Source organism: Limnomicrobium aquaticum (genome assembly GCF_040545545.1).
Classification (GTDB): Bacteria; Pseudomonadota; Alphaproteobacteria; order Rhizobiales; family Rhizobiaceae; genus Ensifer_A; species Ensifer_A aquaticum.
The window spans coordinates 45,081-69,860 of record NZ_JBEPMB010000010.1 but is presented as its reverse complement, the minus strand read 5'-3'; the positions used below and the strand labels follow the sequence as shown (position 1 = coordinate 69,860).

Annotated in this window: 26 protein-coding genes; 11 read left to right on the top strand and 15 right to left on the bottom strand. The window is 61.6% G+C overall.

What is annotated here, in order from left to right; all coding sequences use genetic code 11:
* Nucleotides 1-49: 49 nt before the first annotated feature.
* Nucleotides 50-1,018 carry an esterase-like activity of phytase family protein gene (locus ABID16_RS21325; RefSeq protein WP_354558393.1) on the top strand — a complete coding sequence of 323 codons (969 nt, stop codon included), beginning with the start codon at nucleotides 50-52 and terminating at the stop codon, nucleotides 1,016-1,018.
* 211 nt (nucleotides 1,019-1,229) lie between these two features.
* On the opposite strand, the gene ABID16_RS21320 is transcribed toward ABID16_RS21325, so the two are convergent.
* Nucleotides 1,230-1,865: a queuosine precursor transporter gene (locus tag ABID16_RS21320; RefSeq protein WP_354558392.1), complete on the bottom strand. Its 636-nt coding sequence runs from the start codon at nucleotides 1,863-1,865 to the stop codon at nucleotides 1,230-1,232.
* 135 nt (nucleotides 1,866-2,000) lie between these two features.
* Nucleotides 2,001-2,291 (bottom strand): 50S ribosomal protein L28, encoded by a 291-nt coding sequence (gene rpmB / locus ABID16_RS21315; RefSeq protein WP_109856484.1) that lies wholly within the window; start codon nucleotides 2,289-2,291, stop codon nucleotides 2,001-2,003.
* A 245-nt stretch (nucleotides 2,292-2,536) separates the two neighbouring features.
* On the opposite strand from rpmB, the gene ABID16_RS21310 reads away from it, so the two are divergent.
* Nucleotides 2,537-3,343, top strand: a complete 807-nt coding sequence (locus ABID16_RS21310; protein WP_354558391.1) for a DUF3108 domain-containing protein — start codon at nucleotides 2,537-2,539, stop codon at nucleotides 3,341-3,343.
* Nucleotides 3,344-3,380: 37 nt separating this feature from the next.
* Nucleotides 3,381-4,256, top strand: a complete 876-nt coding sequence (gene yddG, locus ABID16_RS21305) for an aromatic amino acid exporter YddG (protein ID WP_354558390.1) — start codon at nucleotides 3,381-3,383, stop codon at nucleotides 4,254-4,256.
* 3 nt (nucleotides 4,257-4,259) lie between these two features.
* Here the strand turns inward: yddG and ABID16_RS21300 are convergent, their stop codons facing one another.
* Entirely contained in the window at nucleotides 4,260-4,682 is a 423-nt protein-coding gene (locus tag ABID16_RS21300) for a cupin domain-containing protein (RefSeq protein WP_354558440.1), read from the bottom strand.
* Between the two features lie 11 nt (nucleotides 4,683-4,693).
* Entirely contained in the window at nucleotides 4,694-5,425 is a 732-nt protein-coding gene (gloB, locus tag ABID16_RS21295) for a hydroxyacylglutathione hydrolase (protein ID WP_354558389.1), read from the bottom strand.
* An 84-nt stretch (nucleotides 5,426-5,509) separates the two neighbouring features.
* Between gloB and ABID16_RS21290 the strand changes: the two genes are divergently transcribed.
* The 3 genes from ABID16_RS21290 (at nucleotide 5,510) to ABID16_RS21280 (ending at nucleotide 8,857) form a co-directional block, all read left to right on the top strand.
* Nucleotides 5,510-6,256 carry a class I SAM-dependent methyltransferase gene (locus ABID16_RS21290; protein WP_354558388.1) on the top strand — a complete coding sequence of 249 codons (747 nt, stop codon included), beginning with the start codon at nucleotides 5,510-5,512 and terminating at the stop codon, nucleotides 6,254-6,256.
* A 542-nt stretch (nucleotides 6,257-6,798) separates the two neighbouring features.
* Nucleotides 6,799-7,917, top strand: coding sequence for a histidinol-phosphate transaminase (hisC, locus tag ABID16_RS21285; protein WP_354558387.1), 1,119 nt, complete (start codon nucleotides 6,799-6,801; stop codon nucleotides 7,915-7,917).
* A 1-nt stretch (nucleotide 7,918) separates the two neighbouring features.
* Nucleotides 7,919-8,857 carry a prephenate/arogenate dehydrogenase family protein gene (locus ABID16_RS21280; RefSeq protein ID WP_354558386.1) on the top strand — a complete coding sequence of 313 codons (939 nt, stop codon included), beginning with the start codon at nucleotides 7,919-7,921 and terminating at the stop codon, nucleotides 8,855-8,857.
* Here the strand turns inward: ABID16_RS21280 and ABID16_RS21275 are convergent.
* On the bottom strand, nucleotides 8,841-9,836 hold the full coding sequence (locus ABID16_RS21275) for a DUF2125 domain-containing protein (RefSeq protein WP_354558385.1): 996 nt from the start codon (nucleotides 9,834-9,836) through the stop codon (nucleotides 8,841-8,843). The two genes, ABID16_RS21280 and ABID16_RS21275, sit on opposite strands and share 17 nt — an antisense overlap.
* 47 nt (nucleotides 9,837-9,883) lie before the next feature.
* On the opposite strand from ABID16_RS21275, the gene ABID16_RS21270 reads away from it, so the two are divergent.
* Nucleotides 9,884-10,426: a gamma-glutamylcyclotransferase gene (locus tag ABID16_RS21270; RefSeq protein ID WP_354558439.1), complete on the top strand. Its 543-nt coding sequence runs from the start codon at nucleotides 9,884-9,886 to the stop codon at nucleotides 10,424-10,426.
* On the opposite strand, the gene ABID16_RS21265 is transcribed toward ABID16_RS21270, so the two are convergent.
* The 4 genes from ABID16_RS21265 to ftsE all read right to left on the bottom strand — a co-directional run bounded on the left by ABID16_RS21265 (nucleotide 10,413) and on the right by ftsE (nucleotide 13,705).
* Nucleotides 10,413-11,195 (bottom strand): lysophospholipid acyltransferase family protein, encoded by a 783-nt coding sequence (locus ABID16_RS21265; protein WP_354558384.1) that lies wholly within the window; start codon nucleotides 11,193-11,195, stop codon nucleotides 10,413-10,415. The genes ABID16_RS21270 and ABID16_RS21265 overlap by 14 nt on opposite strands.
* 116 nt (nucleotides 11,196-11,311) lie before the next feature.
* Nucleotides 11,312-12,001, bottom strand: coding sequence for a YdcF family protein (locus ABID16_RS21260; RefSeq protein ID WP_354558383.1), 690 nt, complete (start codon nucleotides 11,999-12,001; stop codon nucleotides 11,312-11,314).
* 46 nt (nucleotides 12,002-12,047) lie between these two features.
* On the bottom strand, nucleotides 12,048-12,995 hold the full coding sequence (locus ABID16_RS21255) for a cell division protein FtsX (protein WP_435532460.1): 948 nt from the start codon (nucleotides 12,993-12,995) through the stop codon (nucleotides 12,048-12,050).
* Nucleotides 12,996-13,045: 50 nt separating this feature from the next.
* Nucleotides 13,046-13,705: a cell division ATP-binding protein FtsE gene (ftsE, locus tag ABID16_RS21250; RefSeq protein ID WP_354558381.1), complete on the bottom strand. Its 660-nt coding sequence runs from the start codon at nucleotides 13,703-13,705 to the stop codon at nucleotides 13,046-13,048.
* A 190-nt stretch (nucleotides 13,706-13,895) separates the two neighbouring features.
* Here ftsE and ABID16_RS21245 point away from each other — a divergent pair, with 190 nt between their 5' ends.
* The 3 genes from ABID16_RS21245 to ABID16_RS21235 all read left to right on the top strand — a co-directional run bounded on the left by ABID16_RS21245 (nucleotide 13,896) and on the right by ABID16_RS21235 (nucleotide 15,650).
* Nucleotides 13,896-14,555 (top strand): hypothetical protein, encoded by a 660-nt coding sequence (locus tag ABID16_RS21245; RefSeq protein WP_354558380.1) that lies wholly within the window; start codon nucleotides 13,896-13,898, stop codon nucleotides 14,553-14,555.
* A gap of 53 nt (nucleotides 14,556-14,608) precedes the next feature.
* Nucleotides 14,609-15,151, top strand: coding sequence for a hypoxanthine phosphoribosyltransferase (gene hpt / locus ABID16_RS21240; protein WP_354558379.1), 543 nt, complete (start codon nucleotides 14,609-14,611; stop codon nucleotides 15,149-15,151).
* A 139-nt stretch (nucleotides 15,152-15,290) separates the two neighbouring features.
* Nucleotides 15,291-15,650, top strand: coding sequence for a response regulator (locus ABID16_RS21235; protein ID WP_354558378.1), 360 nt, complete (start codon nucleotides 15,291-15,293; stop codon nucleotides 15,648-15,650).
* A gap of 45 nt (nucleotides 15,651-15,695) precedes the next feature.
* On the opposite strand, the gene ABID16_RS21230 is transcribed toward ABID16_RS21235, so the two are convergent.
* The 4 genes from ABID16_RS21230 to argH form a co-directional block, all read right to left on the bottom strand.
* The gene (locus tag ABID16_RS21230; RefSeq protein ID WP_354558377.1) at nucleotides 15,696-18,368 is read right to left on the bottom strand and encodes a TIGR02302 family protein; all 2,673 of its coding nucleotides are present in this window, start codon (nucleotides 18,366-18,368) and stop codon (nucleotides 15,696-15,698) included.
* 66 nt (nucleotides 18,369-18,434) lie between these two features.
* Entirely contained in the window at nucleotides 18,435-19,703 is a 1,269-nt protein-coding gene (lysA, locus tag ABID16_RS21225) for a diaminopimelate decarboxylase (RefSeq protein ID WP_354558376.1), read from the bottom strand.
* A 12-nt stretch (nucleotides 19,704-19,715) separates the two neighbouring features.
* Nucleotides 19,716-19,916, bottom strand: a complete 201-nt coding sequence (locus ABID16_RS21220; protein WP_354558375.1) for a lipoprotein — start codon at nucleotides 19,914-19,916, stop codon at nucleotides 19,716-19,718.
* A 380-nt stretch (nucleotides 19,917-20,296) separates the two neighbouring features.
* The gene (argH, locus tag ABID16_RS21215) at nucleotides 20,297-21,691 is read right to left on the bottom strand and encodes an argininosuccinate lyase (RefSeq protein WP_354558374.1); all 1,395 of its coding nucleotides are present in this window, start codon (nucleotides 21,689-21,691) and stop codon (nucleotides 20,297-20,299) included.
* A gap of 29 nt (nucleotides 21,692-21,720) precedes the next feature.
* On the opposite strand from argH, the gene tlpA reads away from it, so the two are divergent.
* Complete coding sequence (tlpA, locus tag ABID16_RS21210) at nucleotides 21,721-22,383, top strand: thiol:disulfide interchange protein TlpA (protein ID WP_354558373.1); 663 nt, start codon at nucleotides 21,721-21,723, stop codon at nucleotides 22,381-22,383.
* Nucleotides 22,384-22,579: 196 nt separating this feature from the next.
* On the opposite strand, the gene ABID16_RS21205 is transcribed toward tlpA, so the two are convergent.
* Together ABID16_RS21205 and ABID16_RS21200 are read right to left on the bottom strand one after the other, a co-directional pair.
* Nucleotides 22,580-23,269 (bottom strand): hypothetical protein, encoded by a 690-nt coding sequence (locus ABID16_RS21205; RefSeq protein WP_354558372.1) that lies wholly within the window; start codon nucleotides 23,267-23,269, stop codon nucleotides 22,580-22,582.
* A gap of 499 nt (nucleotides 23,270-23,768) precedes the next feature.
* Entirely contained in the window at nucleotides 23,769-24,644 is an 876-nt protein-coding gene (locus tag ABID16_RS21200) for a 3-hydroxybutyryl-CoA dehydrogenase (protein WP_354558371.1), read from the bottom strand.
* Between the last annotated feature and the right edge of the window lie 136 nt (nucleotides 24,645-24,780).

Below are 24,780 nucleotides of genomic sequence, written 5' to 3'. Positions count from 1 at the left end.
TAACACGTCGTACCACGGACAAGGACGTTCTGATTTGCCGAAATGGTTCTTGTCCTCCGTTGCTATCTTCGCCTTGCTGGCTGGCCCGGTATTTTCCGCTCCCGTCATGGTGACGAGCGAGCGGATCGAGACTTTTCGCGGGAAGAGTTCCGAGACCATCTTCGGCCGTCTCGAATTCCTCGGCGGTCTGGTCATGAAATCGTCGGACCCGAATTTCGGCGGCTGGTCTTCCATACGTCTGCGGCCGGGTCAGATGCATTTTGTCGGGGTGATCGACAATGGCGACTGGATCAGCGGTTCGCTGGTGCGTGATGCCGCCGGTCGTCTCGCCGGGATCACGGATGTCGATGTGACGCCGATGCTGACAAAATCCGGCAAGCCGGACGCGCGCAAGCAGATGGTCGATGCCGAAAGCCTGGCGTTTCGGCCGGGCGAGGTGCTGGTGAGTTTCGAGCGTGTTCACCGCGTCGACGTCTATCCCGACCCCGGCTTTGCGACCTCGCCGCCGAAACGGACGCTGTCGAAGCTCATCCCGGATGCGCGGCTGAAGGCGAACAAGAGCCTCGAAACGGTCGTTGTTGCCCCTACCGACGGACCTCTGGCCGGAGCGCCGGTCATCGTGGCGGAAGAGAGCCTGAATGCGGCGGGCGACAATTATGCGGCCGTGCTTGAGGGACCGCGCAAGGGCATTTTCTATGTCCGGCGTCACGGCTCTTTCGACATCAGCGATGGCACCTTCCTGCCGAGTGGCGATCTCGTGCTGCTGGAGCGCAGCTTCAGCCTGTTGCAGGGTGTTGCGATGCGGCTCAGGCTGATCCGCGCCGATGATATCAAGCCCGATGCGACGGTGGATGGCGAAGAACTGATGGTGGCCGATTCGAGCTATCGGATCGACAATATGGAAGGCGTCGACGCCTTCCGCGCTGCCGACGGTTCGACGCATCTGATCCTCGTCTCCGACGATAATAATTCCTTCCTGCAGAGCAATCTCATGCTGGAGTTCCGGCTGAAGGATTGAGGGCATCGGGGGGGCGGAAGCTTTGAGAGCTGCGCGAAGCCCTCCTACCTCTCCGTCATACCGGGCTCGACCCGTTATCCAACGCGCGGAATACTCTCATGTTGCAGAGACTCTGACTTCCAAGAGTCCTTCAGCCCGCAGACGCGGGCTGGCTGGATGCCGGATATAGTCCGGTATGACGGTGTGGGGAGACGCGCGCTCGATGGCTGTTTCAGGCCTTCGCAGCTGCCGGCATCGGCTTCACCACCGAGATGAAGGCGCCGTAGGGCAGCAGCAGCACCACGCCGCAGATGAGCTTCACCACGAAGTCGCCGATCAGCCAGGAGATCCAGCGCGGGGCTTCCGTTGCAAAGACGCCGAGGATGGAGGACCAGCCGGTGGCGAAGTCGTCATTCGGGCCGATGAAGGCGAAGATCGGTGCGAAGGCCAGCGAGAAGAAGATGACCGTGTCGATGGCCGAGCCAAGCAGGCTGGCAACCAGCGGCGCCTTCCACCAGGACAGGCGGCGCAGGTGGTTGAATACGGTTATGTCCAGAAGCTGGCCGACCAGATAGGCCGTTCCCGAGGCAATCGCGATGCGATGGGTGGAGGCGAAGATGGAGAAGAAAACCGCAACGGCAAAGCCGACGGCAACCACCTTGCGCGCAGCCGACGTGCCGAACTGCCGGTTCGTCAGGTCGGTGACCAGAAAGGCGAAGGGATAGGTGAAGGCCCCATAGGTCAGCAGGTCGGCGAGATTGATGCCGAAGAGCGTCGCGTTGAACGGGAACTGGACGAGATAGTTGGAGGCGACGACCACGAGGGTCATCAGGGCCACATAGGGCAGAGTACGCTTGTCTATCAGCATTTTTTTATCCTGGGTGATGCCACCAGTTGGAGGAACGACAATGTGATGTGGGGAGACCGACGAGGTCTCATTCATGACAAAAGGCTCGGATGCGGGGCATCCAAGCCTTTGCCAGAAATTTCAAAGCTCAGTCGATCAAGCAGCTTCAGCGAGCTTCTTGGCGATCTGGCGCTTCAGCAGGCGGGCGCGCATGCTGAGTTCGTTTTCGTTTGCCTTGGCGAGGAAGGCATCAAGGCCACCGCGATGCTCGACAGAGCGGAGCGCTGCAGCGGAAACGCGCAGGCGGAAGCTCTGGCCGAGTGCATCCGAAATCAGCGTCACGTTGACGAGGTTCGGCAGGAAGCGGCGCTTCGTCTTGTTGTTTGCATGGCTGACGTTGTTGCCAACCTGGACGCCCTTGGCGGTCAATTCGCAGCTGCGCGACATGGTTACACCCTATGTTTTTCGTGCGGCCGGGCAAAAGGTTTCCGTTGCCGGAACGGCTTTTTCCATCTGGCCGTGATTGGAAAGTTGCGGTTCTATAGTCATACGGCGGACACACGTCAAGCCAAACCTCATGAAAAGGCCGAAATTCAGGCCTGATATCTGCCGACGAGATCGTTCAGCCGGCATTCAGCGGGCCGGTGAGAGGATCGCTTCCGGATCGTTTTCCTCCTTTTCGGTTTGAAACCATGGATCAGATACGCGTGATTGCCCTTTATCGCCCGGCCCGTCTGGCCTTGCTTGCCCTGTCCGCACTTGGTGTTGCCGCACCTTTGAATTCAGCCCTGCCGGCGGCGACCATCAGCCATGTGACCGATTATTCGATCACGCTTTCGGGCCTGAGCCTCGCCAAGGCTTCCTTCCGCACCGAAATCGCCGGCAAGGACTTCCAGATTCAGGGTCAGTTCAAGACAACCGGCCTTGCCCGCCTGTTCAGAAAGGTCGAGGGCACGGCCAATGTGTCGGGCAAACTCAAGGGCGACAATTTCGTCGCCGAGAGCTACCGGTCCGACTATGTCGCGGGCACGGCCCACAAGGTCTATCAGGTGTCGTTTGCCGGCGGGGGCGTGAAGTCGTTCCAGGCAGAGCCGCCGCTCAATCCGCCGGCCAATTGGGTGCCGGTCACGCCTGCCGATATCGCCCGTGCGGTCGATCCGTTGTCCGGTCTGATCCTGCCGGCGGATACCAATCCATGCGCCGCGACCATTCCCGTCTTTGACGGCGAGGCACGGACGGATTTTCAGCTGACCGACAAGGGTGTGAAGACCTATAGCAACGGGCGCGAAAAGCTCGAAGCGCATGTCTGCGGTTTCAGGATCGGACTGAAGGCCGGCTATCGCAAGGGCAAGAGCGACATGGAATATGTCGCCAAGCTCAAGGATATGGAGATCTGGTTTGCCAAATCTCCGGTTGCGGATGTATATGCGCCGGTGAAGATCCTCGTGCCGACAGGGTTCGGATCAGTCGAGATCGCTGCAACCCGATTTGGTGCCTGACGGCTGGCTTTTCCGGCCGCAGGCCGGAGACGAGCCGATGAAATCCCGCGCTACCCTCATCGGGTTTACCGCCATTCTCATGTGGTCGCTGCTGGCGCTAATGACGGCGGCTTCGGGCAAGATGCCGCCTTTCCAGCTTGCCGCCGTGACCTTTCTGATCGGCAGTCTACCGGGGCTGATCATGCTGGCGGCAAAGCCCTCCCGCATTGCCGCATTTCGGCAACCCTGGCCGGTCTGGCTGACAGGCATTGCCGGGCTTTTCGGCTATCACTTTCTCTATTTCACCGCGCTGCGCAACGCGCCGCCGGCGGAGGCCGGGCTCATTGCCTATCTCTGGCCGCTCTTCATCGTGCTGGGCTCCGCGCTGCTGCCGGGCGAGCGGCTGAGGCCGCATCATGTCATCGGCGCGATGCTGGGGCTTTCCGGCTCCTTCCTCATCGTCTCGCGCAACGGCCTTTCCTTCGAGGGTGCCTATACGCTCGGCTATGTCATGGCTTTCCTGTGCGCCTTCACCTGGGCGGTCTATTCGCTGATGTCGCGGAAATTCGGCTCGGTGCCGACGGATGCGGTGACGGCCTTTTGCCTTGCCACCTCGGCGCTCTCGCTGATCAGCCATCTGGCGCTCGAACAGACGGTCTGGCCGGAAACGACAAGCCAATGGGTCGCCGTGATCGGGCTTGGCCTCTTTCCGGTCGGGCTTGCCTTCTACACCTGGGATTACGGGGTGAAGAAGGGCGATATCCAGCTGCTCGGTGCTGCCAGCTATGCCGCGCCGCTCTTGTCGACTGGCGCGCTGATCCTCGGCGGCTTTGCCGAGCCGTCCTGGCGGATTGCTGGCGCGGGGCTGCTGATCACTGCCGGCGCGATCATCGCGGCGCGCGACATGATCTTCAAGCGCCGCGCTGCTACATAGGAGTTACGGACCCGGCCGCCAGTCCGGCGGGGCCATTTCGAAGCTGTCGAAGGTGAAGCCAGGAGCGACCGTGCAGCTGACGAGCGTGAAATCGCCTGTCGGTTCCGCCGATTGCCACCAGCCGGCCGGTACCACGACCTGCGGTCGCTCGCCTGCAACAACGTCGGGGCCGAGGCTGTAGGTCTCGATCGTTTTGCCATGTTCCGAAAGGGACAGCGTCAGCGGCGCGCCCGCATGATAGAGCCAGACTTCGCTGGCATCCGTCACCTTGTGCCAATGCGAGCGCTCACCCTTTTCCAGCAGATAGTAAATTGCGGTGGAATGGCCGCGGGGGCCGCCTGCCGAATCGCGGAAAGTCTCGACATACCACCCACCTTCCGGATGACGCTCCATGTTCAGCGCCTGGATGATGTCGGCGGGCTTCATGTTCGCAACACTCACTTGAAATTGTCCTTGCCCTTGCGGATTTCGGCGAATTTCGCCGCATCCTTCGCGCGCAGGAAGGGGTTCGTCAGCTTTTCCAGCGCGATCGTTGTCGGTGCGGTGAAACGGTTCTTGTCACGCAGTTCGGAAATCTCCTCGGCGCGGGCCACCAGCGTCGGGTTTTCCGGCTCCACCGTCAGCGCGTAGCGGGCGTTGGAGAGTGTGTATTCGTGCCCGAAATAGACGGTCGTGTCGTCCGGCAACTGGCCGAGCCGCTGGAGCGAATTGTGCATCTGCTCCATCGTACCTTCGAAGACGCGGCCGCAGCCGAGCGCGAAGAGCGTATCTGCGGCAAAGAGCAGTTTGTCTTCGGGCAGGTGGTAGCAGATATGGCCGAGCGTGTGGCCGGGTGTCAGGATCACCTCAACCGGGTGGCCCGCGAATTCGAATCGCTCGCCATCCTCGACGGTGTGCGTGAGGCCTGCAATCTTGTCCTTCTCGCCTTCGGGGCCGATCACATCAAGCTTGAAACGGGCCGAAAGTGGGGCGATGGCACCGACGTGGTCGTGATGGTGATGCGTGATGAAGATATGGCTCAGCGTCCAGCCGCGCCTTTCCAAGGCTTCGAGGATCGGGCCTTCTTCCGGTGCGTCGATGGCGGCCGTCTGGCCGGTTTCCGGATCGTGGATGAGGACGCCGAAATTGTCCGAGAGGCAGGGGAAGAGATCGATATCCAGCGCTGTCATTTGGTTTTCCCGGTTGTTGACCTTATCTCTGAATCTAGTCGCTCGACGCTTGATGTCCACCCGTCAGCTGGTAACAATCGTTTCATGTATGCCGATATCGTCGATTTGAGAGAATTCTACCTGTCGCCTGTCGGGCGGATGGCGGAGCAGTCCATCACCATGGCGCTCTCTGCAATCTGGCAGGGCGTGCCCGACGAACGGTTGATGGGGCTCGGCTATGCGCTGCCCTATCTTGATCGTTTCAAGGCCGGAGCGGAACGTACCTTCGCCTTCATGCCGGCAGGGCAGGGGGCGGTGAACTGGCCGGTTCCGGGCCTTTCTGCCGCAGCGCTCGTCTTTGACGAGGAATTGCCGCTTCCCGATGCGGCCATCGACCGCGTGCTGATGGTGCATTCGCTGGAATTTGCCGAAAGCCCGCGCGAGACGCTGAAGGAGCTATGGCGCGTGCTTGCCCCCGGCGGGCGCCTCGTCATCGTCGTGCCGAACCGGCGCGGGCTCTGGGCGCGGCTCGATAATACGCCGTTCGGAACCGGGCGGCCCTATTCCCGCAGCCAGCTCATCGGCCTGTTGCGCGAAACGAATTTCACGCCCGGCGCGATGAGTGAGGCCCTGTTCTTCCCGCCCGCCGCGCGGCGGTCGCTGCTCGGAATGTGGCAGGGCATGGAAACTGTCGGCCGCAAGCTCTGGCCCGCCTTTTCCGGTGTCGTGATCATCGAGGCGCACAAGCGGCTCTATCAGGGGCTGCCCGTTGCGGTCCGCGCCTCTCGCCGGGTGTTCGTCCCGGTGCTGGCGCCGCAAGGCGTGCCGACAACGCGGGTTGGGGTGGATTGAAAGACCTTTGCGAGGCGGATATCTTTTGTTTTTATCCGGAGGAGAGGGATGACCGTTATCGAATCCAGTAAGAAAACTCAGGATCGCGATGTCGCTTTGACCGAGCCTCAAGTGGCCGATGATGACCCTTGGGCGTCCCTGAAAGCTGCAATCGCGCGCGCGGCCTCAGTGAAGATTTCCTCGCGAACGGACGAGAGCAGCCGGAACTCCCCGATGGACCGCAGATTTCTGACGACGATTGGCCGTCGGAGGGTGAATTGCCCGACTGGCTCGCAAGGTGAACGCTAGGGAGCGGCGAGCTCCTCTCCCTCCCCCTTGTGGAGGGTTCGAGAGGGGTCTTCTTCGCAAAGTCGGAATTTGCCGCTTCCCCCTCTGGCTGCCGCCATCTCCACCACAAGGGGGGAGACGGACAGAAGCGTCGTCGAGTGTGCCTCTAAAATTAGATGAGGTTCAATCTGCGCTGATCCGTCCCAAATCCCCGCCCTCGACAAGAACCCCATTCCGCACTATTGCCTTTGGCTTCCAACTCAGGGGCTTTTGGCATGACTACGACTGCATCCGCACCCGTTCCGCGTCCCGGCGTGATGGAGATTTCGGCCTATGTGCCGGGCAAGGATGGGGCAGGCTTTTCCGGCCGCATCTTCAAGCTGTCTTCCAACGAGACCCCGCTGGGCCCGAGCCCGGCTGCGATCGAAGCCTATCGGCATGCGGCGGAACATCTGGAGCTTTATCCGGACGGGCAGGCGACGGAGCTGCGCGAGGCAATCGGTGCGGTGCATGGGCTGAATGCGGCCAATATCGTTTGTGGTGCCGGTTCTGACGAGCTTTTGGGCCTCATTTGCCGTTGCTATCTCGGAAGCGGAGATGAAGCGATCATCACCGAACACGGGTTCCTCGTCTATCGCATCCAGATCATGGCATCCGGTGCAGCGCCGGTGACAGTCAAGGAAGACGACTGCCGGGTGAATGTCGACCACATTCTCGCCGCTGTGACCGAAAAGACCAAGGCGGTCTTTATCGCCAATCCGGGCAACCCGACCGGCTCCTATGTCCCGATGTCCGATATTCGCCGTCTGCATGCCGGCCTGCCTGCACATGTGCTGCTGGTGCTGGATGCGGCCTATGCCGAATATGTCCGCCGCAACGATTACGAAACGGGCGTTGAACTGGTCTCGGCCAATCGCAATGTCGTGATGTGCCGCACCTTCTCCAAGGCTTACGGTCTCGCCGCACTCCGAGTCGGCTGGCTCTACGGGCCGGCGGAGATTCTCGCGGCGCTGAACCGGGTGCGCGGGCCGTTCAACATGACGGTGCCGGGTCTTGCGGCAGCTGCCGCAGCGGTGCGCGATCAGGCTTTTGTCGAAAAGGCTGTGGCGCATAATTCTCTATGGCTTGAGAAGCTGACGCATGCGTTCGAAGCGATCGGGCTGAAGGTCACCCCGTCGGTGGCCAATTTCGTGCTCATCCATTTCCCCGATTTGGATGGCAAGCGCGCGCCGGATGCGGATGCGTTCCTGTCTTCGCGCGGCTATATCCTGCGCGGTGTGGCCGGCTATGGCTTGCCCAATGCGCTGCGCATGACGGTCGGGACCGAAGAGGCCAATCGCGGTGTCATCGAAGCGCTCGGCGAATTTATGGCCCAGAACGGGGGGCAGGCATAACGTGACACATCTTTACGAAAACATCGCCCTGATCGGCATCGGCCTCATCGGCTCGTCGATTGCGCGCGACATCAAGGCGCATGGTCTGGCGAGCAAGGTGACGATCTCGTCGCGCAGTGCCGCGACGCTGAAGCGCGCGGAAGAACTGGAACTCGGCGATGCCTATGTCGCTGACGCGGCTGAGGCCGTGCGTGATGCTGATCTTGTCATCGTTTCGGTTCCCGTCGGTGCGTCCGAGGCGGTTGCCCGGCAAATTGCCGGCTCGCTGAAGCCCGGCGCGACAGTCACCGACGTCGGGTCCACCAAGGCATCCGTCATTGCGCAAATGCAGCCGCATATGCCGGAGAATGTGCATTTCATTCCGGGCCATCCGCTGGCCGGCACCGAGCATTCGGGTCCCGATGCGGGCTTTACCGGTCTGTTTGTCGGCCGCTGGTGCATTTTGACCCCCGTTTCCGGAACGGATGCCGGCGCGGTTGCCAGACTGCGCGATTTCTGGAATTCGCTCGGCTCCAAGGTCGAGGAAATGGATCCGGTGCATCACGACAAGGTGCTCGCCATCGTGTCGCATCTGCCGCATATCATCGCCTACAACATTGTCGGCACGGCGGACGACCTGGAGACGGTGACAGAATCGGAAGTCATCAAATATTCCGCCTCCGGCTTCCGCGACTTCACGCGTCTGGCCTCCTCCGATCCGACCATGTGGCGGGATGTGTGCCTGCACAACAAGGATGCGATCCTGGAAATGCTGGCGCGTTTTTCGGAAGACCTCGCCTATCTGCAGCGGGCCATCCGCTGGGGCGATGGCGAGAAGCTCTTCGACCTCTTCACCCGCACCCGCGCCATCCGCCGCTCGATCATCGAGGCGGGGCAGGACACTGCCGCACCGAACTTTGGCCGCAACGGTGCCGCGCCCGAGCTCAAAGCGGGGGAATAGTTCCCAGCGGAATGATGCCGAGCTGCACGCGCCCGTCGCGCACGTTCAGCGTTACCTTGCCGGTCTTGCCGTCGGGTGAGAGGCTTTTGAGCAAGATCGTTGCCGTGTCGATCACCGTGATGGCCTGCGGGAAGCTCTTGCTCAGCGTCGCCTGCAGCGCGGCGTAGTTCTCCACGTCGATCGTGAAGTCGCCGGAGAGCAGACCGTTTTCGGCGACGCGGAACGGTCCGGAAACGGCGAGCGTTCCGTTATTGCCGAAATCGATCGCGAGGCGCTTGATGCTGCCCTGTACGGCTTCGCCCGGAACGATCGGTGCGCCGGAGAGAACATTGCCGCGTCCATCCAATGTTGCTTCAAAGCGCGTCGAAAAGCCGGGAAGGTTGACCGGAATAATGCCGGTTTCGAGCTTCGATCCGGTCGAGCGGGATGCGATGTCCAGATCGGGGCCGTTCTGGCGGACGTTGAAATCCGCGTGGTCGCTGGTGATCTTCAGCGGTGCCGGTGCGCCGGGCAGCGTGATTGCACTGTCGATCTTCCCAATCGTGACCGTTCCATATGTGATGCCTGACAGGTCGCCGCCGATATCGCTGTCGAGGCTCTGCCAGTTCGTGTCAGTCGTCAGGCCGTTCGCCAGCTTCGCCTTCACCGGGCTTGCAATGGAAAAGCTGGCGTGTGTCGGATTGTGGACAAAAGTGGTGGTGCGCACCGAGCCGGTGCTGAGGTCGAGGCCTGTAACCGGATCGACGAACTTGGCGGACTGGCAGACGGCGGAGACACGTGTCGGCAGCCCCCCGAAATCGAGTTTCGCGCATTCTTCCGCCCCTGTGCCGGGCGGTGCGACAACCGCATTCAGGTAAACCTTTGCCTGATGCGCGGCGACGTAAAGCGCTGCGCCGTAGAGCACGACAACGAGCAGGATCAGTTTGGCCCACCAGGGAAATCGGCGGCGGCGATTGACGGGCTCGCTGTAAGTCGGCATGGAAAACTCCGTGTTGATGATCGAACAGGCGTATACTGATGCGCGATATGGAAGATTTTTGGGTCTTTGGCTATGGCTCGCTGATGTGGAAGCCGGGCTTTGCCTTTGAAGAGCGGCAGATTGCCCGAGCCTATGGCTATCGGCGCTCGCTCTGCATCCGCTCGTGGGTTCATCGCGGCACGCGCGAAAAGCCGGGTCTGGTGCTTGGGCTCGATCGCGGCGGCAGCTGCAAGGGTGTCGCGTTTCGGGTTTCGAAGGCGGAGCGCGAGGCGGTGATTGCCTATCTGCGCGAGCGGGAACTGGTCACCAATGTTTATCTGGAGCGTTTCGCCCAGGCCCGTCTTGCCGACGGGCGTTGGGTCCGCACGCTGATCTATGTGGCCGATCCGACGCACGAACAGTTCGAGCGCCCCTCAAGTCCGGAAGAGGCGGCGGACATCGTGGCCAGCGCCGTTGGGGCATCCGGCGACAATCTTGATTATGTGCGCAACACGGTTACGCATATGCGCGAGCTTGGCATACGGGATCACTGGCTCGAGAGCGTGCTGCATCATGCCGACGGGCTGACGTCGCGCGTCAGCGGGCGTTGAGCTCCGCCAGACGCTTCTTCACCGTATCGGGCAGGATGAGATGAGGATTGGCTTCGACCGTGTCGAGAAGGCACTGGTCGCTTGCCGCTTCCATCGTCTTCACCAGATGTTCGAAGAATTCCTTTTCCTCCATGCCCGGCTGGATGGGCGGCAGAATTCGCGCGATGATGGTGCCGCCCTGACGCAGAATGGATCGGCGCGGCCAGAAGATACCCGCCTGGTGGACAACGGGAACGACAGGCATCTGCAGATCGCGATAGAGCCGCGCAATGCCGTATTTGTAGACGGGCTCGGCTCCTGGCGGGCGGCGCGTGCCTTCCGGATAGATGATCAACTGGCGGCCGCCCTTCATTTCTTTCAGCGTACGCGTCATCACCTCGGCCATGGCCTTGCCGCGGGCGGATCGGTCGATCCCGATCATACGTTGTTTGGCGACATACCAGCCGAAGACCGGTATCCAGAGAAGCTCGCGCTTGAGGATATAAAGCGGGTCCTCGATATGTGGCAGGAAGGCGAAAGTGTCCCAGAAGTTCTGATGCTTGGGCGCGAAGATGAAGGGCCCCTTCGGCAAGTTCTCCAGCCCTTCGATTTTCACCCGCGTTCCGACGATGACCTTCATCAGCCAGAGATTCGAGCGCGCCCAGAACTTGGGGACGAAATAGGCCTTCTTGCGCGGCAGGATGAAGTAGATCGGCGTGAAGATGATCATCTCGGCGATGAACATCATGTAGAACAGCACGTTGAAGATGACCGACCGGACCCAGACCATACCTTGTCTTCCGCTTTCATTCAGCTCTCTCCTGCCCGTCCGGGCGGAGGTCGGGGAAGAGCTACACGAAAACCATTCCGGACAAAAGCAAGGAAAACGCGTTGCGCGCAAACTTCTCAGCGCTCGTTTTTCCTGCTGCGCAGGCTCGACGTGTCGGGCGTAAAGAGATGGGCGCGGATGGTTGCGCCGAGCAGCTTCACATATTCCGAGACCATGGCCTTGACCACTTCAGGCATCGCCATCCAGTTCTCCGATTTCAGATCGGTGTAGACGATCGGGTAGCCGATATATTGCGTCTCTGGGTCGATGCGGTGCAGCTCCAGCAGGCTGCGTGGCATGTGGTAGTTGCTGGTGACGACGAGGACGCGGCGATATTTATGCGCGTTGACCCATTTCGCGGTTTCCAGCGCGTTGCCGACCGTGTCGATCGCGTCATAGCCGAGGTCGACGCAGCAGACGAAGAGGCTTTGCGGCGCGCGGGTCATCTCGCGGATGCGGGCGGCCGACGTATCGGGGTGAACGCCGGAAATAAGAAGCCGCTGGCCTGTGCCGGTTTCAAGCAGATTGACGGCCTGGTCGATCCGCTGCGTGCCGCCCGTCAGCACGACGACGGCGTCGGCTTTCGGCTTTTCGGGCGGAGTGAGCCCTGCCACCGCGTCGGCAAAGCGCAGGAAGCCGCCGAAGAGAAGACCGGCGAGAATCAGCACGACATAGCTCAGCCGGCGCAGGAAGACGCGGTAGATGGGGCGCGCGGGTTGCCACGTGCCTCGACTGTCCCTCTGGGTCCGTGCGTTCACATGGGCCATGGCTATTTTCTACCATCCGATTGTGGCGGGTGACAGACAGGCGCGCTCATGTGTTCAATCCATCGCTGCGGGCGGGATCGGAGCGGATCTGGTCGATCTCGTAGATGGTGCGCATGACGGTGAGCCGGGCGGTCAGCGTGGTCAGGGCCGCTATCAGGATCATGGTCAGCGCAATACCGACATAGCCGAGCCAGCCGACGGAGAACGTGCCGAAGAGGGCGGTGGCCTGGTCGCTGGCTGGCGTCGCCAGCGAACGCGACTGCCACCAGGAGGCGATCATGAAGAAGAGGGCGGCGAGCGCACTGCCGGCGCCGGACCCCTTGAGGCTGATGATGAGAAAGTGCTTCTGGAACTCATTCGCGACGAAGGAGGCTTCGGCGCCGACGAAATGCAGCACTTCCACGATATGGCGGTTGCCGGAGAGCGCGCCGCGTGTCGCGAAGATGACCGTCAGAACCATGGCGGAAAAGACAAGGATCAGCACGCCGGTGCCGATGGCAACTGTGGTCCGGGCCATGGAGACCAGCCTGTTGACCCATGTGCGGTGATCATCGAGCGAGGCCTGCGGAATTTTCTTCGCCAGCGCATCGCGCAGAGCCGCGAAATCAGGCGGCGCGCTTTCATCAATTGTCACGATCACGAGGCGGGGAACGGGAAGTTCATCGATATTCAGGCTCGCGCCAAGCCAGGGTTCGAGCAGGCGCGAGGTCGCCTGCTTGTCCATGACGGATGCGCCGGTAACGCCGACGAAGGAGGAGGCGAGGTTCCGCGCCTCGGCCAGCGCCTTGTCCATGTCGAGATTGTCGTCCGGCTTGATCTGGATGGTGATCTCGCGTGAAATCTGGCTTTGCCAGCTCGCGGCCGTGGCGCGCACCATGCTGACGCCACCGAGCGTCAGGCAGGCGAGAAAAGACATGATGGCTATGACCGCCAGCAGCGCGCTGCCCTGCACATTGGCGGAGGGCACGATCGGCCCATGCGGGCGGGTCTGCATGTCGCCCGCTCTCTTCCGCTCCGGCTGCGCCGGTGTCTTCTCAGAGACGCTCATGAATAGATTTCCAGCCGTCCGTCGGAAAGGATCATTCTCCGTGCGTCGACCTGGTCCATGAGGGCGAAATCGTGAGTCGCGATGAGGACGGCGGTGCCCTGCCGGTTCAGTTCGCGGAAGAGGCCGAGCAGGCGCCTTGCCATCGGCGGATCGACATTGCCCGTCGGCTCATCCGCCAGCAGGATTTCCGGCTGATCCATCAGCGCGCGGGCAATCGCAGCACGCTGTTTCTCGCCGCCCGACAGAACCGGGGGCAGGACATTGATGCGCTGGCCGAGGCCCACCCATTTGAGAAGCTCGATCACGTCGCTGCGATAGGTATGCTCTTCCTTGCCGCGTACGCGCAGCGGCAGCGAGACATTCTCGTAGGTCGTCAGATGGTCGAGCAACTGGAAATCCTGGAAGACGATGCCGATCCGCCGGCGCAGCATGGGCAGGTCTTCCCTCGGGATTGAGGCAATGTCGCGGTCGAACATGCGGATGAGGCCGCGCGTCGGCTTGAGCGACAGGAAAAGCAGCTTCAGCAGCGTCGTCTTGCCGGCGCCCGAGGGGCCGGTGAGGAACTGGAATGAGCTGGCCGGGATGTCAAAGGTGATATCCCGGAGGATTTCCGGGCCCAGGCCATAGCGCAATCCGACATTTTCGAAATGTATCACGGCTGACTGCGGTTCCCGATCGACGTTTCCAGATGGCGCGCCGCAGGGGTGTTTTAAAGATCGGCGCGGAGCGCCGGGCCACCCGGTTTTGCGAAGCATTAACCATTATCGTTTACGTCTCATAAGGATTCGTTTCAATGCCCGAGCCCGCTTGTCCAACACTGCGGTCGCCGGGCGGGGAGGTTAGGCCATGGCCCCGTTCCAGTCCGATAGCACCGCGCGCGTCGCCTATGATGTCATTCCCCCGGAGCGCTCATTGCAGCGGACCGGCCGCAAGGCGGCTGTCCTGCGCGATGTGGAAGACGCCGAGTTCGAGGTTGTCACTCCCAGCCCCAAGGCGCGGGCGCATGCGACATTCAACGATAACAGCCGGAATACGAACCAGCGCCGGGCGCAGACGGCCCCGCGGGAAAATTTCGGCCTTGGTGCTGCGTCGGTCAAATCCGAACCAGCCGCCCCGGCCTCGCGCCTGCCGCAATACGGTCTTGCCGGTCTCGGTCTTGCCTTCCTGCTGACGCTTGGCATCGCAGCATGGTTCAATCTCGGCGCACTTGCCGCAGCCGATGGTGGTCTGGTGATCACTGATATCCGCCAGTCGCCGATCGATTCGAACGGGCTGCGCGTCATGGAGCTTTCGGGAAATGTAGAAAACCGCTCGCGCGAGGCCAAGCCGCTGCCGGCCCTCATTGCGCAGATGAAGTCGGATACGGGTGCCATCAACCAGTCTGCCATCAGCCTGGGCGACGGCCTGCTGCCGGCCGGCGAAACCGCGCGATTCAGGCTTCGCATTCCGTCTCCCGGTGGAAAACGTCAGGAAGTGTCCATCTCGTTCGCGCCGAAGGGTGTCTGATAGGGCGTGGTCGTGCTAGGCAAAGGGGATAATTCATCCCCTGGAGCCCGTTCATGCCTGTCATTCGTGGTAAAGTCATCGAGCCGCTGTTCACGTCCGAGGCGATTGCCAGGCGCAATGACGAGATGGCCGCCGAAATCGCCAAGGGGCCGACACAGGACCTGCTGGTGATTTCGATCCTCAAGGGCTCATTCATCTTTGCCGCAGATCTTATCCGTTCGCTGCATCATGTCGGGCTCGCTCCCGAGGTCGAGTTCATCACGTTGTCGAGTTATGGCAAGGGCACGGTTTCGCAGGGCGTGAAGATCATCAAGGACATCGACAGTGATGTTCACGGGCGCGACGTGCTCCTCATTGACGACATTCTCGAATCGGGCCGCACACTGCAATTCGCCCGTGACCTCATGTATGAGCGCGGTGCATCCAACGTCTCCATCGCCGTGCTTCTCGACAAGAGCGTGAAGCGTCAGGAGAAGCTGGAGGCCGACTATGTCGGCTTTGAATGTCCTGATTATTTTGTCGTCGGCTATGGCATGGACGTGGCCTATGCCTTCCGCGAACTGCCCTTCGTGGGCGTCGTAACGGGCGACGCATAAGGACGTATCAGGTCGCTGTTTGTTAACCACAGCAACGATGTGCGCGTATCCAAGCGATCTCTTCGGCGGGAAATTTACCTGTCGAAAAGGAAAGTCTGGTGTTTTTGTCCCATAACACAACATGAGCAGGGATAGACACGTGGCCAGGATTCTCATCACCGAAGACGAAGACTCATTGCGGTCGTTCGTCGCCCGTGCGCTGCGCCTCGACGGACATGAAACCATGGAAGCAGCCGATGGTGCCGAAGGTCTCGAGCGTCTTTCCGAAGGCGAATTCGACCTGCTCCTGTCGGATATCCGCATGCCCGTCATGGACGGGATCGAACTCGCGCATCAGGCCGCTGATCGTTTTCCGGGCCTCAAGATCCTGCTGATGACCGGTTATGCCGAGCAGCGCGAACGCGCCGACGACCTCGCGGTGAAGATCGTGGATGTCGTTTCCAAGCCCTTCAGCCTGCCCGATATCCGGCTTGCCGTGGCACAGGCGCTCGCTGCCTGAATTCCCAATTCTCTGATCGATTATCGTTGACGCTATGCGGCTGCACTATTGCAGCTGCAATAGACGTTCGAGATATTGCCGCTCGAGTTCCGGGCTCGCGTTCTCGCCCAGCTTCCGTCGAATGATCTCGAGGATCTGACGGGCGCGTTCGGCGTCGAATTCATCCGGCACCTTCACATCCTCGCCGAATTCCGGTCCGGTGCGACCCTGCGGTCGGCCGAGCGGGTCGGTTCCCTCTCGGCCCTGGCCCTGCTGCTGCATCCCGCCCTGGCCTTGGCCCTGTTGCCCCTGCTGGGCGAGCTGCTGCATCAGCTCGGACGCGCCCTTGCGCAGCGCCTCGATGGCCCGGCCTTGCGAATCGAGCGCGCTCTGGCCTTTGCCGTCGCCGAGCGCGCCGGTCGCGTCCTTCATTTCCTTGCCGGCGCTGTTGAAGCCTTCGCCCGGCTTGACGCCAAATTTGCGCAGGCCCTCCTGCAGGCTCTTCAGGTCCTTCTCCAGCTGCTTCTGGCGCTCAGACAGATCCTTCAGCGCCTGCTTCAACTGTTCCTTCGTCATGGAATCTTCCGGCTTACCGCCCTGCTGCGGCTTCTGGCCATTCGGCTCGGGCGGCATCGGCTGGTTCATTCCATTTTGCTGGCCACCCTGCTGATCGTTGGGATCACTCTCTTCGTTCTGCCCCTGCTGGTTCGGGTTATTGTCGAAAAGCTGCTGGTCCTGTCCATTGTTCGGGTCGCCATATTGCATGCGATCGCGCAGCGCCTGTTCCTTTGAGAACGTCTCGTCAAGCAGCTTCTTCTGGTCCTGAAGCAGCTTGCCGAGCTTGTCGATCTCGCCGCGCATCTGGTCCTTGCCCTGCTGCTGGCCCTTATTGGGGCGGGCGGTCTGCAGGTTGTTCATCATGCGTTGCATCTGGTTTAAGAGATTGCGCGCCTCGTCGCGCGAACCGCTTTCGGCGAGCTTCTGGATTTCGTCCAACATCTTCTCCAGATCCTGCTGGCGCAGCATTTTGCGGCTATCGGACGACATCTGGTTCTGGTCGGGATTGTTCTGCATCTGCTTGGCCAGCGCCTGCATGAACTCGTTCATGGCCTTGCGCAGCTCTTCCGTCAGCTTGCGAATCTCTTCGTCCGAGGCATTGCGGTTCAGCGCATCGGACAGTGCCTGCTGCGCATCCTTGACCTTGCGCTCCGCATTCGCCACGTCGCCGCCCTCGATGCCGAGCGCGATCTGCCAAAGATAATCCGCCGTTGCCTTCAGGTCCTTTTCAGAACGCGCAAGCCGCATCTGCTGGCCCGCTGAGCGGATCAACAGGAATTGTTTCATGTCCGGGATTGTCTCTTCCGGGCGAATGAGCAGCGCTTCGTTGAGTTCGACGGCGCGGTCGAGCCTGCGCTCGTCGAGTGCAAAGACCTGACGCTCCTCGGCCACCGCCGCAGCCAGAGGCTCGCGGAAATTGCGCGCCGGCAGGATGATATCCTTCGTCTCGCTGCGGCCCGTATGGCCGGCAGCGTCGGTCGCCATCAGCGTCAGGTGCACCTTCTTTCCGGCGAGCGGATGTTCGGTCAGATCGCGGCTCGTCACGCCCTTGGCTTCGCGGGCATCGGTGCGCGGCAGTTCGAGCCGGTATTCCGGCGGTGGATAGAGCGCGACGGCGCCGGGTTCTTGCTCTGCCGGTTCGATCAGCGCCTGCGCCGAAGTCAGGCCATAATCGTCGCTGGCCTTGAAGGTGATTTCGAGCGCGCCGCTCACGGCGCGCTGCGGTTCGCCGTCGAAGGCAATCTTCGGCGCTTCGTCCTTCTGGATATCGAAGGCCCAACGGTTGCCGCCCACGTCAAGCGTGCCGGGAACCGAGAGCGCCACCTGGAAGGTCTTGCCTTGCGCGGGCTGCTTGTCTTCAGGCTTCGGAGCAGCGTCTGCGACGAGCGGAACGGGGGCTTGTGCTTCATTGGGCGCGAAGGTCACCGGGACATCGGTTTTTTCGCCCGAAAGTCGGACAGTCAGGCGCGATCCTTCGGGCACGACAATCGGTTTGGTGTCGGCATTCGCGTCATTGGCCGCCAGAAAGACCGGGGGCTTGCGCGTATAAACCGGCGGCGTGACCCAGGCATCGACCCGCAGGCCAGCAATCGCGTTACTCACCGGAATCGGGCGGAAGGGATCGATCAGCCGGCCCGCATTGTTGGACCATGAAAAACCGAAGGCGACGAAAAGCAGCAGCGCCGGCAGCGCGCGCAGCGCAAAGCGGTCATAGGCCGCTATGTCGGGCGTCGGCGTGCCGGCCGTCAGGGAGCCGACAAGCCGGGCCATACGGCGCTTGTGTTCGCGCCACAGGGCTTCACCGAAGGGTCCACTCGCTGTTGCGGGCACGTCTTCGAGGGCGGCAAGGGCTCGGTGCGCGAGACCGCTGCGCTCTTCGATGCGCCGCGTCGCCTCCGCATCCGTCGGCCATCGTAACGTGATGAAGCGAACGAGCGACCAGAGGAAGACGAGACCGAAGATCACGGCAAAGACGCGCGCGATGCTGGGCGGCACCATGCGGAACAGGCCGAACCAGCTTGTTGCGGCGTAAAGAGCTGCGACTGAAAGCGGCGCCAGCGCCAGCGGGGCAAGTCGTTCGAGGAAGAGCACGATCTTGGCGAGGCCGCGGGAACGCGCAATGCGCCGTTTCAGGCGACCGGTGCCGTCTTCCCCGCCTGCGCTCGTCTCGCGATTATCCATGCCGCTCCTTCAAGTATTCGAGCGTCAGAATAACATTCTTTGTGGCAAAGGCGAGGGCAGGATCGCTTATTCCAGCCAGTCCGGCACGGAATCCAAGCCGATCAATTCCTCATAGCTCGTGCGCGGGCGGATCACATGATAGCGGTCGCCACTGACCAGAACTTCGGGCACGAGCAGGCGGCTGTTATAGGTGCCGGCCTGTACTGCGCCGTATGCACCGGCTGAACCGATGGAGAGAAGATCGCCCGGCTTCGGCATCATCATCTCGCGGTCGAGCGCCATATAGTCGCCCGTCTCGCAGACGGGGCCGACGACATCGGCCTTGATGAGCGGTGCGCTGGCGGCCGAAATGACGGCCGGCTTGATCTCGTGCCAGGCTTCGTAAAGCGTCGGGCGGACGAGATCGTTCATGGCGACATCGACGATGACGAAGGTCTTCTCGCCGCCATCCTTCACATAGAGAACTTCGGTGAGCAGAATACCGGCATTGCCCGCGATCAGACGGCCGGGCTCGGCGACGATCTTGCAATCGAGACCGCGCAGCTGGTTCTTCACCACATCGGCATAGTCTGCCGGCAGCGGCGGAATGTCGTTACTGTCCTTGTAGGGAATGCCAAGGCCGCCGCCGATATCGACGTGTTCGATCGTGTGGCCGTCGGCGCGCAGCGTCTCGACCAGTTCCTTGAGCAGGCGGAAGGCATCGGCAAAGGGCTGCAGCTCGGTGATCTGGCTGCCGATATGCATGTCGATGCCGGTCACTTCGATGCCGGGCAGGCGTGCGGCATGGGCATAGACGGCGCGGGCGCGGTCATAGGAAATGCCGAACTTGTTTTCCTTCTTGCCGGTCGAAATCTTGGCATGGGTCTTGGCGTCCACATCGGGGTTGATGCGGAAGGAGACCGGGGCGCGCTTGCCGGCCTTGACGGCGCGGGCGTTCAGAAGCTCGAGTTCCGGTTCGGACTCGACGTTGAAGCAATAGATGCCGGTTTCCAGCGCCAGATCCATTTCGTGCACGGTCTTGCCGACGCCGGAAAACATGATGCGCGAGGCGGGGATGCCGGCGGCGAGCGCCCGGCGCAATTCGCCTTCGGAGACCACATCGATCCCGGCCCCGAGACGGCCCAGCACCTTCAGCACCGCCTGGTTGGAATTCGCCTTCATCGCATAGCAGACGAGCGAATCGACATCCTTGAAGGCGTTCGAGAAGACCGTGTAGTGCCGTTCCAGCGTGGCGGTGGAATAGACATAGCAGGGGGTGCCGACGGCGGCGGCAATTTCTGCCACCGGCACGTCTTCGGCGTGGAGCACGCCGTCGCGATATTCAAAATGGTTCACGGGGGAGCGACCTTATAGAAGCGGATCTAGAATGAAGGGCTTGTCTTCCTTCACCAGCGGCTTGGTCTTCACGGTGCCGGTTGCCTTGTCCATCGGCTGGCCCTCATAGGTGCCGGGCGCATCAAGGTCGCCCTTGCGGCCGCAGGAGGAAATGCTTGCCACGATGGCGACGCAGACGGCGGCGAGCGCCAGTTTCTTGAACAATTCCGGCATCGGAAATGCAGGCCCTTCTTGTTAACGTGCGAAAACACATAGCGGATTGGCGGGGCGCTTGCACTCCAATTTTGATGAAGTCAAATCGCCGGGGGTGATTGGTGGTGGAAGGCAGCGCCTGCGGCACCCCCTCTGCCCTGCCGGGCATCTCCCCCGCAAAGGGGGGAGATTGGCAAGATGCGCCGCCCCGCCTTCCCTCACCGTCGACTATGCATCCAACAGAAAATGGGGACGAAGCCAACGCCGCGTTCGTCTCCCCCCTTGTGGGGGAGATGGCGGCAGCCAGAGGGGGACTTTGCAGCGAGCGCTGAGCCAGCGGATAGAAAGACCCCTCCCCAACCCTCCCCACAAGGGGGAGGGAGAGCCGCCGCCGAAGTCTATCAAACCCGCTTCTTCCACTCCGCGATCTGGAACCGCACCTGATCCGGCGCCGTGCCGCCATAGCTCTTGCGCGAGGCAACTGAGGCGTCGACGGTGAGCACGGCATAGACGCCATCATTGATCTCCGGATGGATCGCCTTCAGCTCATCCAGCGTGAGACCTGCCAGATCGACACCCTTTTTCTCAGCCGCGGCCACCGCCGCACCCGTGACATGATGCGCATCGCGGAAGGGGAGACCCAGTTCGCGCACCAGCCAGTCGGCGAGGTCGGTCGCGGTCGAGAAGCCGGAGCCGGCGGCCTTGCGCATGGAAGCGGTGTTGATCGTCATGTCGCCGATCATGCCGGCCATGGCGGCGAGCGACAGTTCGAGGCTTTCGGCAGCGTCGAAAACCTGTTCCTTGTCTTCCTGCATGTCCTTGGAATAGGCGAGCGGCAGGCCCTTCATGACGGTGAGCAGAGCGATCAGCGAGCCGTTGATGCGGCCGGTCTTGGCGCGCACCAGTTCGGCGGCATCCGGGTTCTTCTTCTGCGGCATGATCGAGGAGCCGGTGGAGAACGAGTCCGAAAGCCGCACGAAATTGAACTGCGGCGTCGACCAGATGACAATTTCTTCCGCCAGCCGCGACAGATGCGTGGCGCAGATGGAGGCCAGCGACAGGAATTCCAGCGCGAAGTCGCGGTCAGAGACCGTGTCGATGGAGTTGCGCGTCGGCTCGCGGAAGCCGAGCGCCTTCGCCGTCATGTGGCGGTCGATCGGATAGGGCGTGCCGGCGAGCGCCGCAGCGCCAATCGGGCTCTCGTCCATGCGCTCGATGCAGTCACGCACGCGCGAGCGATCGCGGCCAAACATTTCGACATAGGCCATGCAATGATGGCCGAAGGTGACGGGCTGGGCCGTCTGCAGATGGGTGAAGCCGGGCATGACGGTGTCGGCATGTTCCTCGGCGCGGGCGAGGAAGACGGAGATGAGCGCCGTCAGCGCCGCATCGACCTTCACCAGCTCTTCCTTGACCCAGAGGCGGAAGTCGAGCGCCACCTGGTCGTTGCGCGAGCGGGCGGTGTGCAGGCGCTTGGCGGCGAGACCGATCTGGTCGGCGAGCCGCGCCTCGACATTCATGTGAATGTCTTCAAGTTTGCGTGAGAACTCGAATTTGCCGTTTTCGATTTCCGCGCGGATGCTATTGAGACCCTCGGTAATCTGTTTCAGGTCCTCGGCGGAAATGATGCCCTGCTTTGCCAGCATCTCGGCATGCGCCAATGAGCCGCGGATATCCTGGGCGTAGAGTTTCTTGTCGAAGCCGATGGAGGCGTTTATCTCCTCCATGATCGCGGCAGGACCGGAGGCGAAACGTCCGCCCCACATCTGGTTTGAGGATGTCTTGTCTTCGGCCATGGATCACGATCCCGGAGTTGATTTCGATTATGACGACTGAAAACCGAAAGGCGCTTCCCGTTCTCACGCTTGCCGCGGCAGCGGTGGTCCTGGGCGTCCTGTCCGGAGCCGTCGCGGTTTACATGAAGAGTTCCGGGTCTGGCAAGGATGCGCTTGCCGCGAGCGGCGATTGCGCCAAGTCGGACGCGCTGATGGCGAAGCTGAAGCCGCTGATGAAGGGTCAGGTCGCAGCGCTTGTTGCCGCCAACCCGCCCCGTTCGCTCGGCGATTTCTCCTTCAAGGGGCCGGACGGCAAGGCGATGACGCTTGCCGACTTCAAGGGCAAGACCGTGCTGCTCAATCTCTGGGCCACCTGGTGCATCCCCTGCCGCACCGAGATGCCGGAGCTTGACGCGCTGCAGAAGGAGATGGGCGCGGACGGCACGTTCGAGGTTGCAGCGATCAATATCGATACCGGCAACGACGACAAGCCCAACGCCTTCCGCAAGGACACCGGCATCACCTCGCTCGCCTTCTATCGCGACAACACGCTCAACACCTTCAACCGCCTCAAGAAGGAAGGCCTCGCGTTTGGTCTCCCGGCGACGATGCTGATCGACAAGGATGGGTGTCTGGTCGCGGCCATGAATGGGCCGGCGGCGTGGCATAGCGATGATGCGAAGGCGCTGGTGGTCGCGGCGAAGGGGGAGTGAGGGCGCGCGCTGTGTGTGCCCCACGCTCCGTCATCCCGGACTTGATCCGGCATCCAGCCGCCCGCGTCTGCGGGCGGGGAGACTCAGTTCAAAGAGTCCTTACAGCTCGCCGACGCGAGCTGGCTGGATCCCGGATCAAGTCCGGGATGACGGGGGTAGTTTGTATCCCCTGCGCCAAAATTCAGCTGCGCTGGCTTCATTTCGGTATGTTGCCCAAAGACCAAAAGTCGAGTGGCGACAGCGTATCGTATCCACGAGGGCTTTTGTTCGGGTAACGAAGAGAAATCATTCGCCCAGCCTGATCGGCGTAGCGGGTCCACCACCCCAACAGCTTCTCCACCTTCCCCCTCGCCACTGGTTCTTTCGTCAGCACCAGCGTAATCCCGTTAAGCCGATAGCCGGGGCCGAAGGTGGCTTCGAGATTGGTGGGGTCGACGCGCTTGACGCTGGCCGGGTTGTTGATGTCATAGAAGGTGCCGAGGAGGGGGTATTGGTCGGGCTTCAGCGCGACTCTGCCGGCGCCTCCGTCATCGCCATTTTCCAGCAATGCTCCGGCCTTGACGCTCTCCATTTTGGGATAAACCAGCCAATTCAGGGCAGGGACGGATTTGAGGAGGACGAACAGATATCGTCCTCGCGAAACTTCCAATGCTACGGCTTCCCCGTTCAATTGAAAGCTGACGCCATTTGCTTCCGCCGGAACGAAAGGGCCGTGGGTATCGCTTAGCCGTGCTGACATCACGCTTGAGGCAGTCTTTAAGCCCTCCGGCGTCTCGACCTCAACAGTCAGCTTCTGGTGCCAGTCGTAATCCTTGCCACAACTCGCCAGCACCAGCAGCCGCAACGCGATCAAAATCAGGATCAGAATTCTCAACGGCTTGCGCACGGGATTGATGGCTCTTCGGTTCGGCATCGCAATGCCATCGCTTGAAAGATCGGCTCGACCATAGCGGCGGCGTGGCCGAAATCGCAAGTTGCAGAGGACGGGAATACGCGGTTTCGGGCGGGTGATGCGCCGGTAAGCGGAAATGTCGTTAAGGGTTGGTGTGGATTGGCGGTGACGGCGGGCGGGCGCGACATTCTCCCGCTTCTCCCCTTGGGGAGAAGATGCCCGAAGGGCAGATGAGGGGTTTCTTGCGCGGCGTGCCGTGTGGCTCCCCCTCATCGCCTCGCATGCGCTCGGCACTTCTCCCCGAGGGGAGAAGAGGGAATACGAGGCTGCCGCTTGCTCCCATCTCCACCCTTGCGGGGGAGATGTCAGCGAAGCTGACAGAGGGGGGTATCGCGAGGGATGGCTTCGATGGAGAGGTTGTGCCGTGTGGCACCCCCCTCTGCCCTGCCGGGCATCTCCCCCGCATGGGGGGAGATTGGCTGGGCGCGGGGTCTTACCGCGTCGGAACCGGCACTTCCCCACGATAGTCGTAGAACCCGCGTCCCGTTTTCCGTCCAAGCCAGCCGGCTTCGACATATTTCACCAGAAGCGGGCAGGGGCGGTATTTGCTGTCGGCGAGGCCGTCGTAGAGGACCTGCATGATCGACAGGCAGGTGTCGAGGCCGATGAAGTCGGCGAGTTGCAGCGGGCCCATCGGGTGGTTGGCGCCGAGCTTCATCGCCGTGTCGATGGCCTCGACCGAGCCGACGCCTTCATAGAGCGTGTAGATCGCCTCGTTGATCATCGGCAAGAGGATGCGGTTGACGATGAAGGCGGGGAAGTCTTCGGAAACGGTGATGGTCTTTTCGAGCGCCGTCACATAGGCGCGGGCGGCCTGGAAGGTCGGGTCGTCGGTGGCGATGCCGCGCACCAGTTCGACCAGCTTCATGATCGGCACCGGGTTCATGAAATGGATGCCCATGAAGCGTTCCGGCCGGTCGGTGGCGGATGCCAGACGGGTGATCGAGAGCGAGGATGTGTTCGTCGCCACGATTGCCGTCGGCTTCAAGAGCGGGCAGAGCTGGGCGTAGATCTTGCGCTTGATCGTCTCGTCTTCGGTGGCCGCCTCGATGACGAGATCGGCCTCGGAAAGAACCGACATGTCGGAGCCGCCGGAAATGCGGGCCATGGCGGCTTCGCGGGTTTCGGGCGTGATCTTGCCGCCGGCGACCTGGCGGGCCATGTTGCCGCCGATGGTCGCAATGCCGGCTTCGACGCGATCTGCGGAGATGTCGTAAATGGCGACCTTGTAGCCGGCCAGCGCGCTTACCTGCGCAATGCCGCCGCCCATCTGGCCTGCTCCGATGATGCCGATCTGTTCGATGGCCATGGTTCTGTCTCCCCCAAGTCTTTCCGCTTGTAACCCTTGAAATCTTTTGGCTTCTGCGCCTTGTCTAGTGATAACGTCAGAGATTGTCGATGACCAGTCATTTCGCAAGTGCGAGATGATTTCAATCGATTTGGAT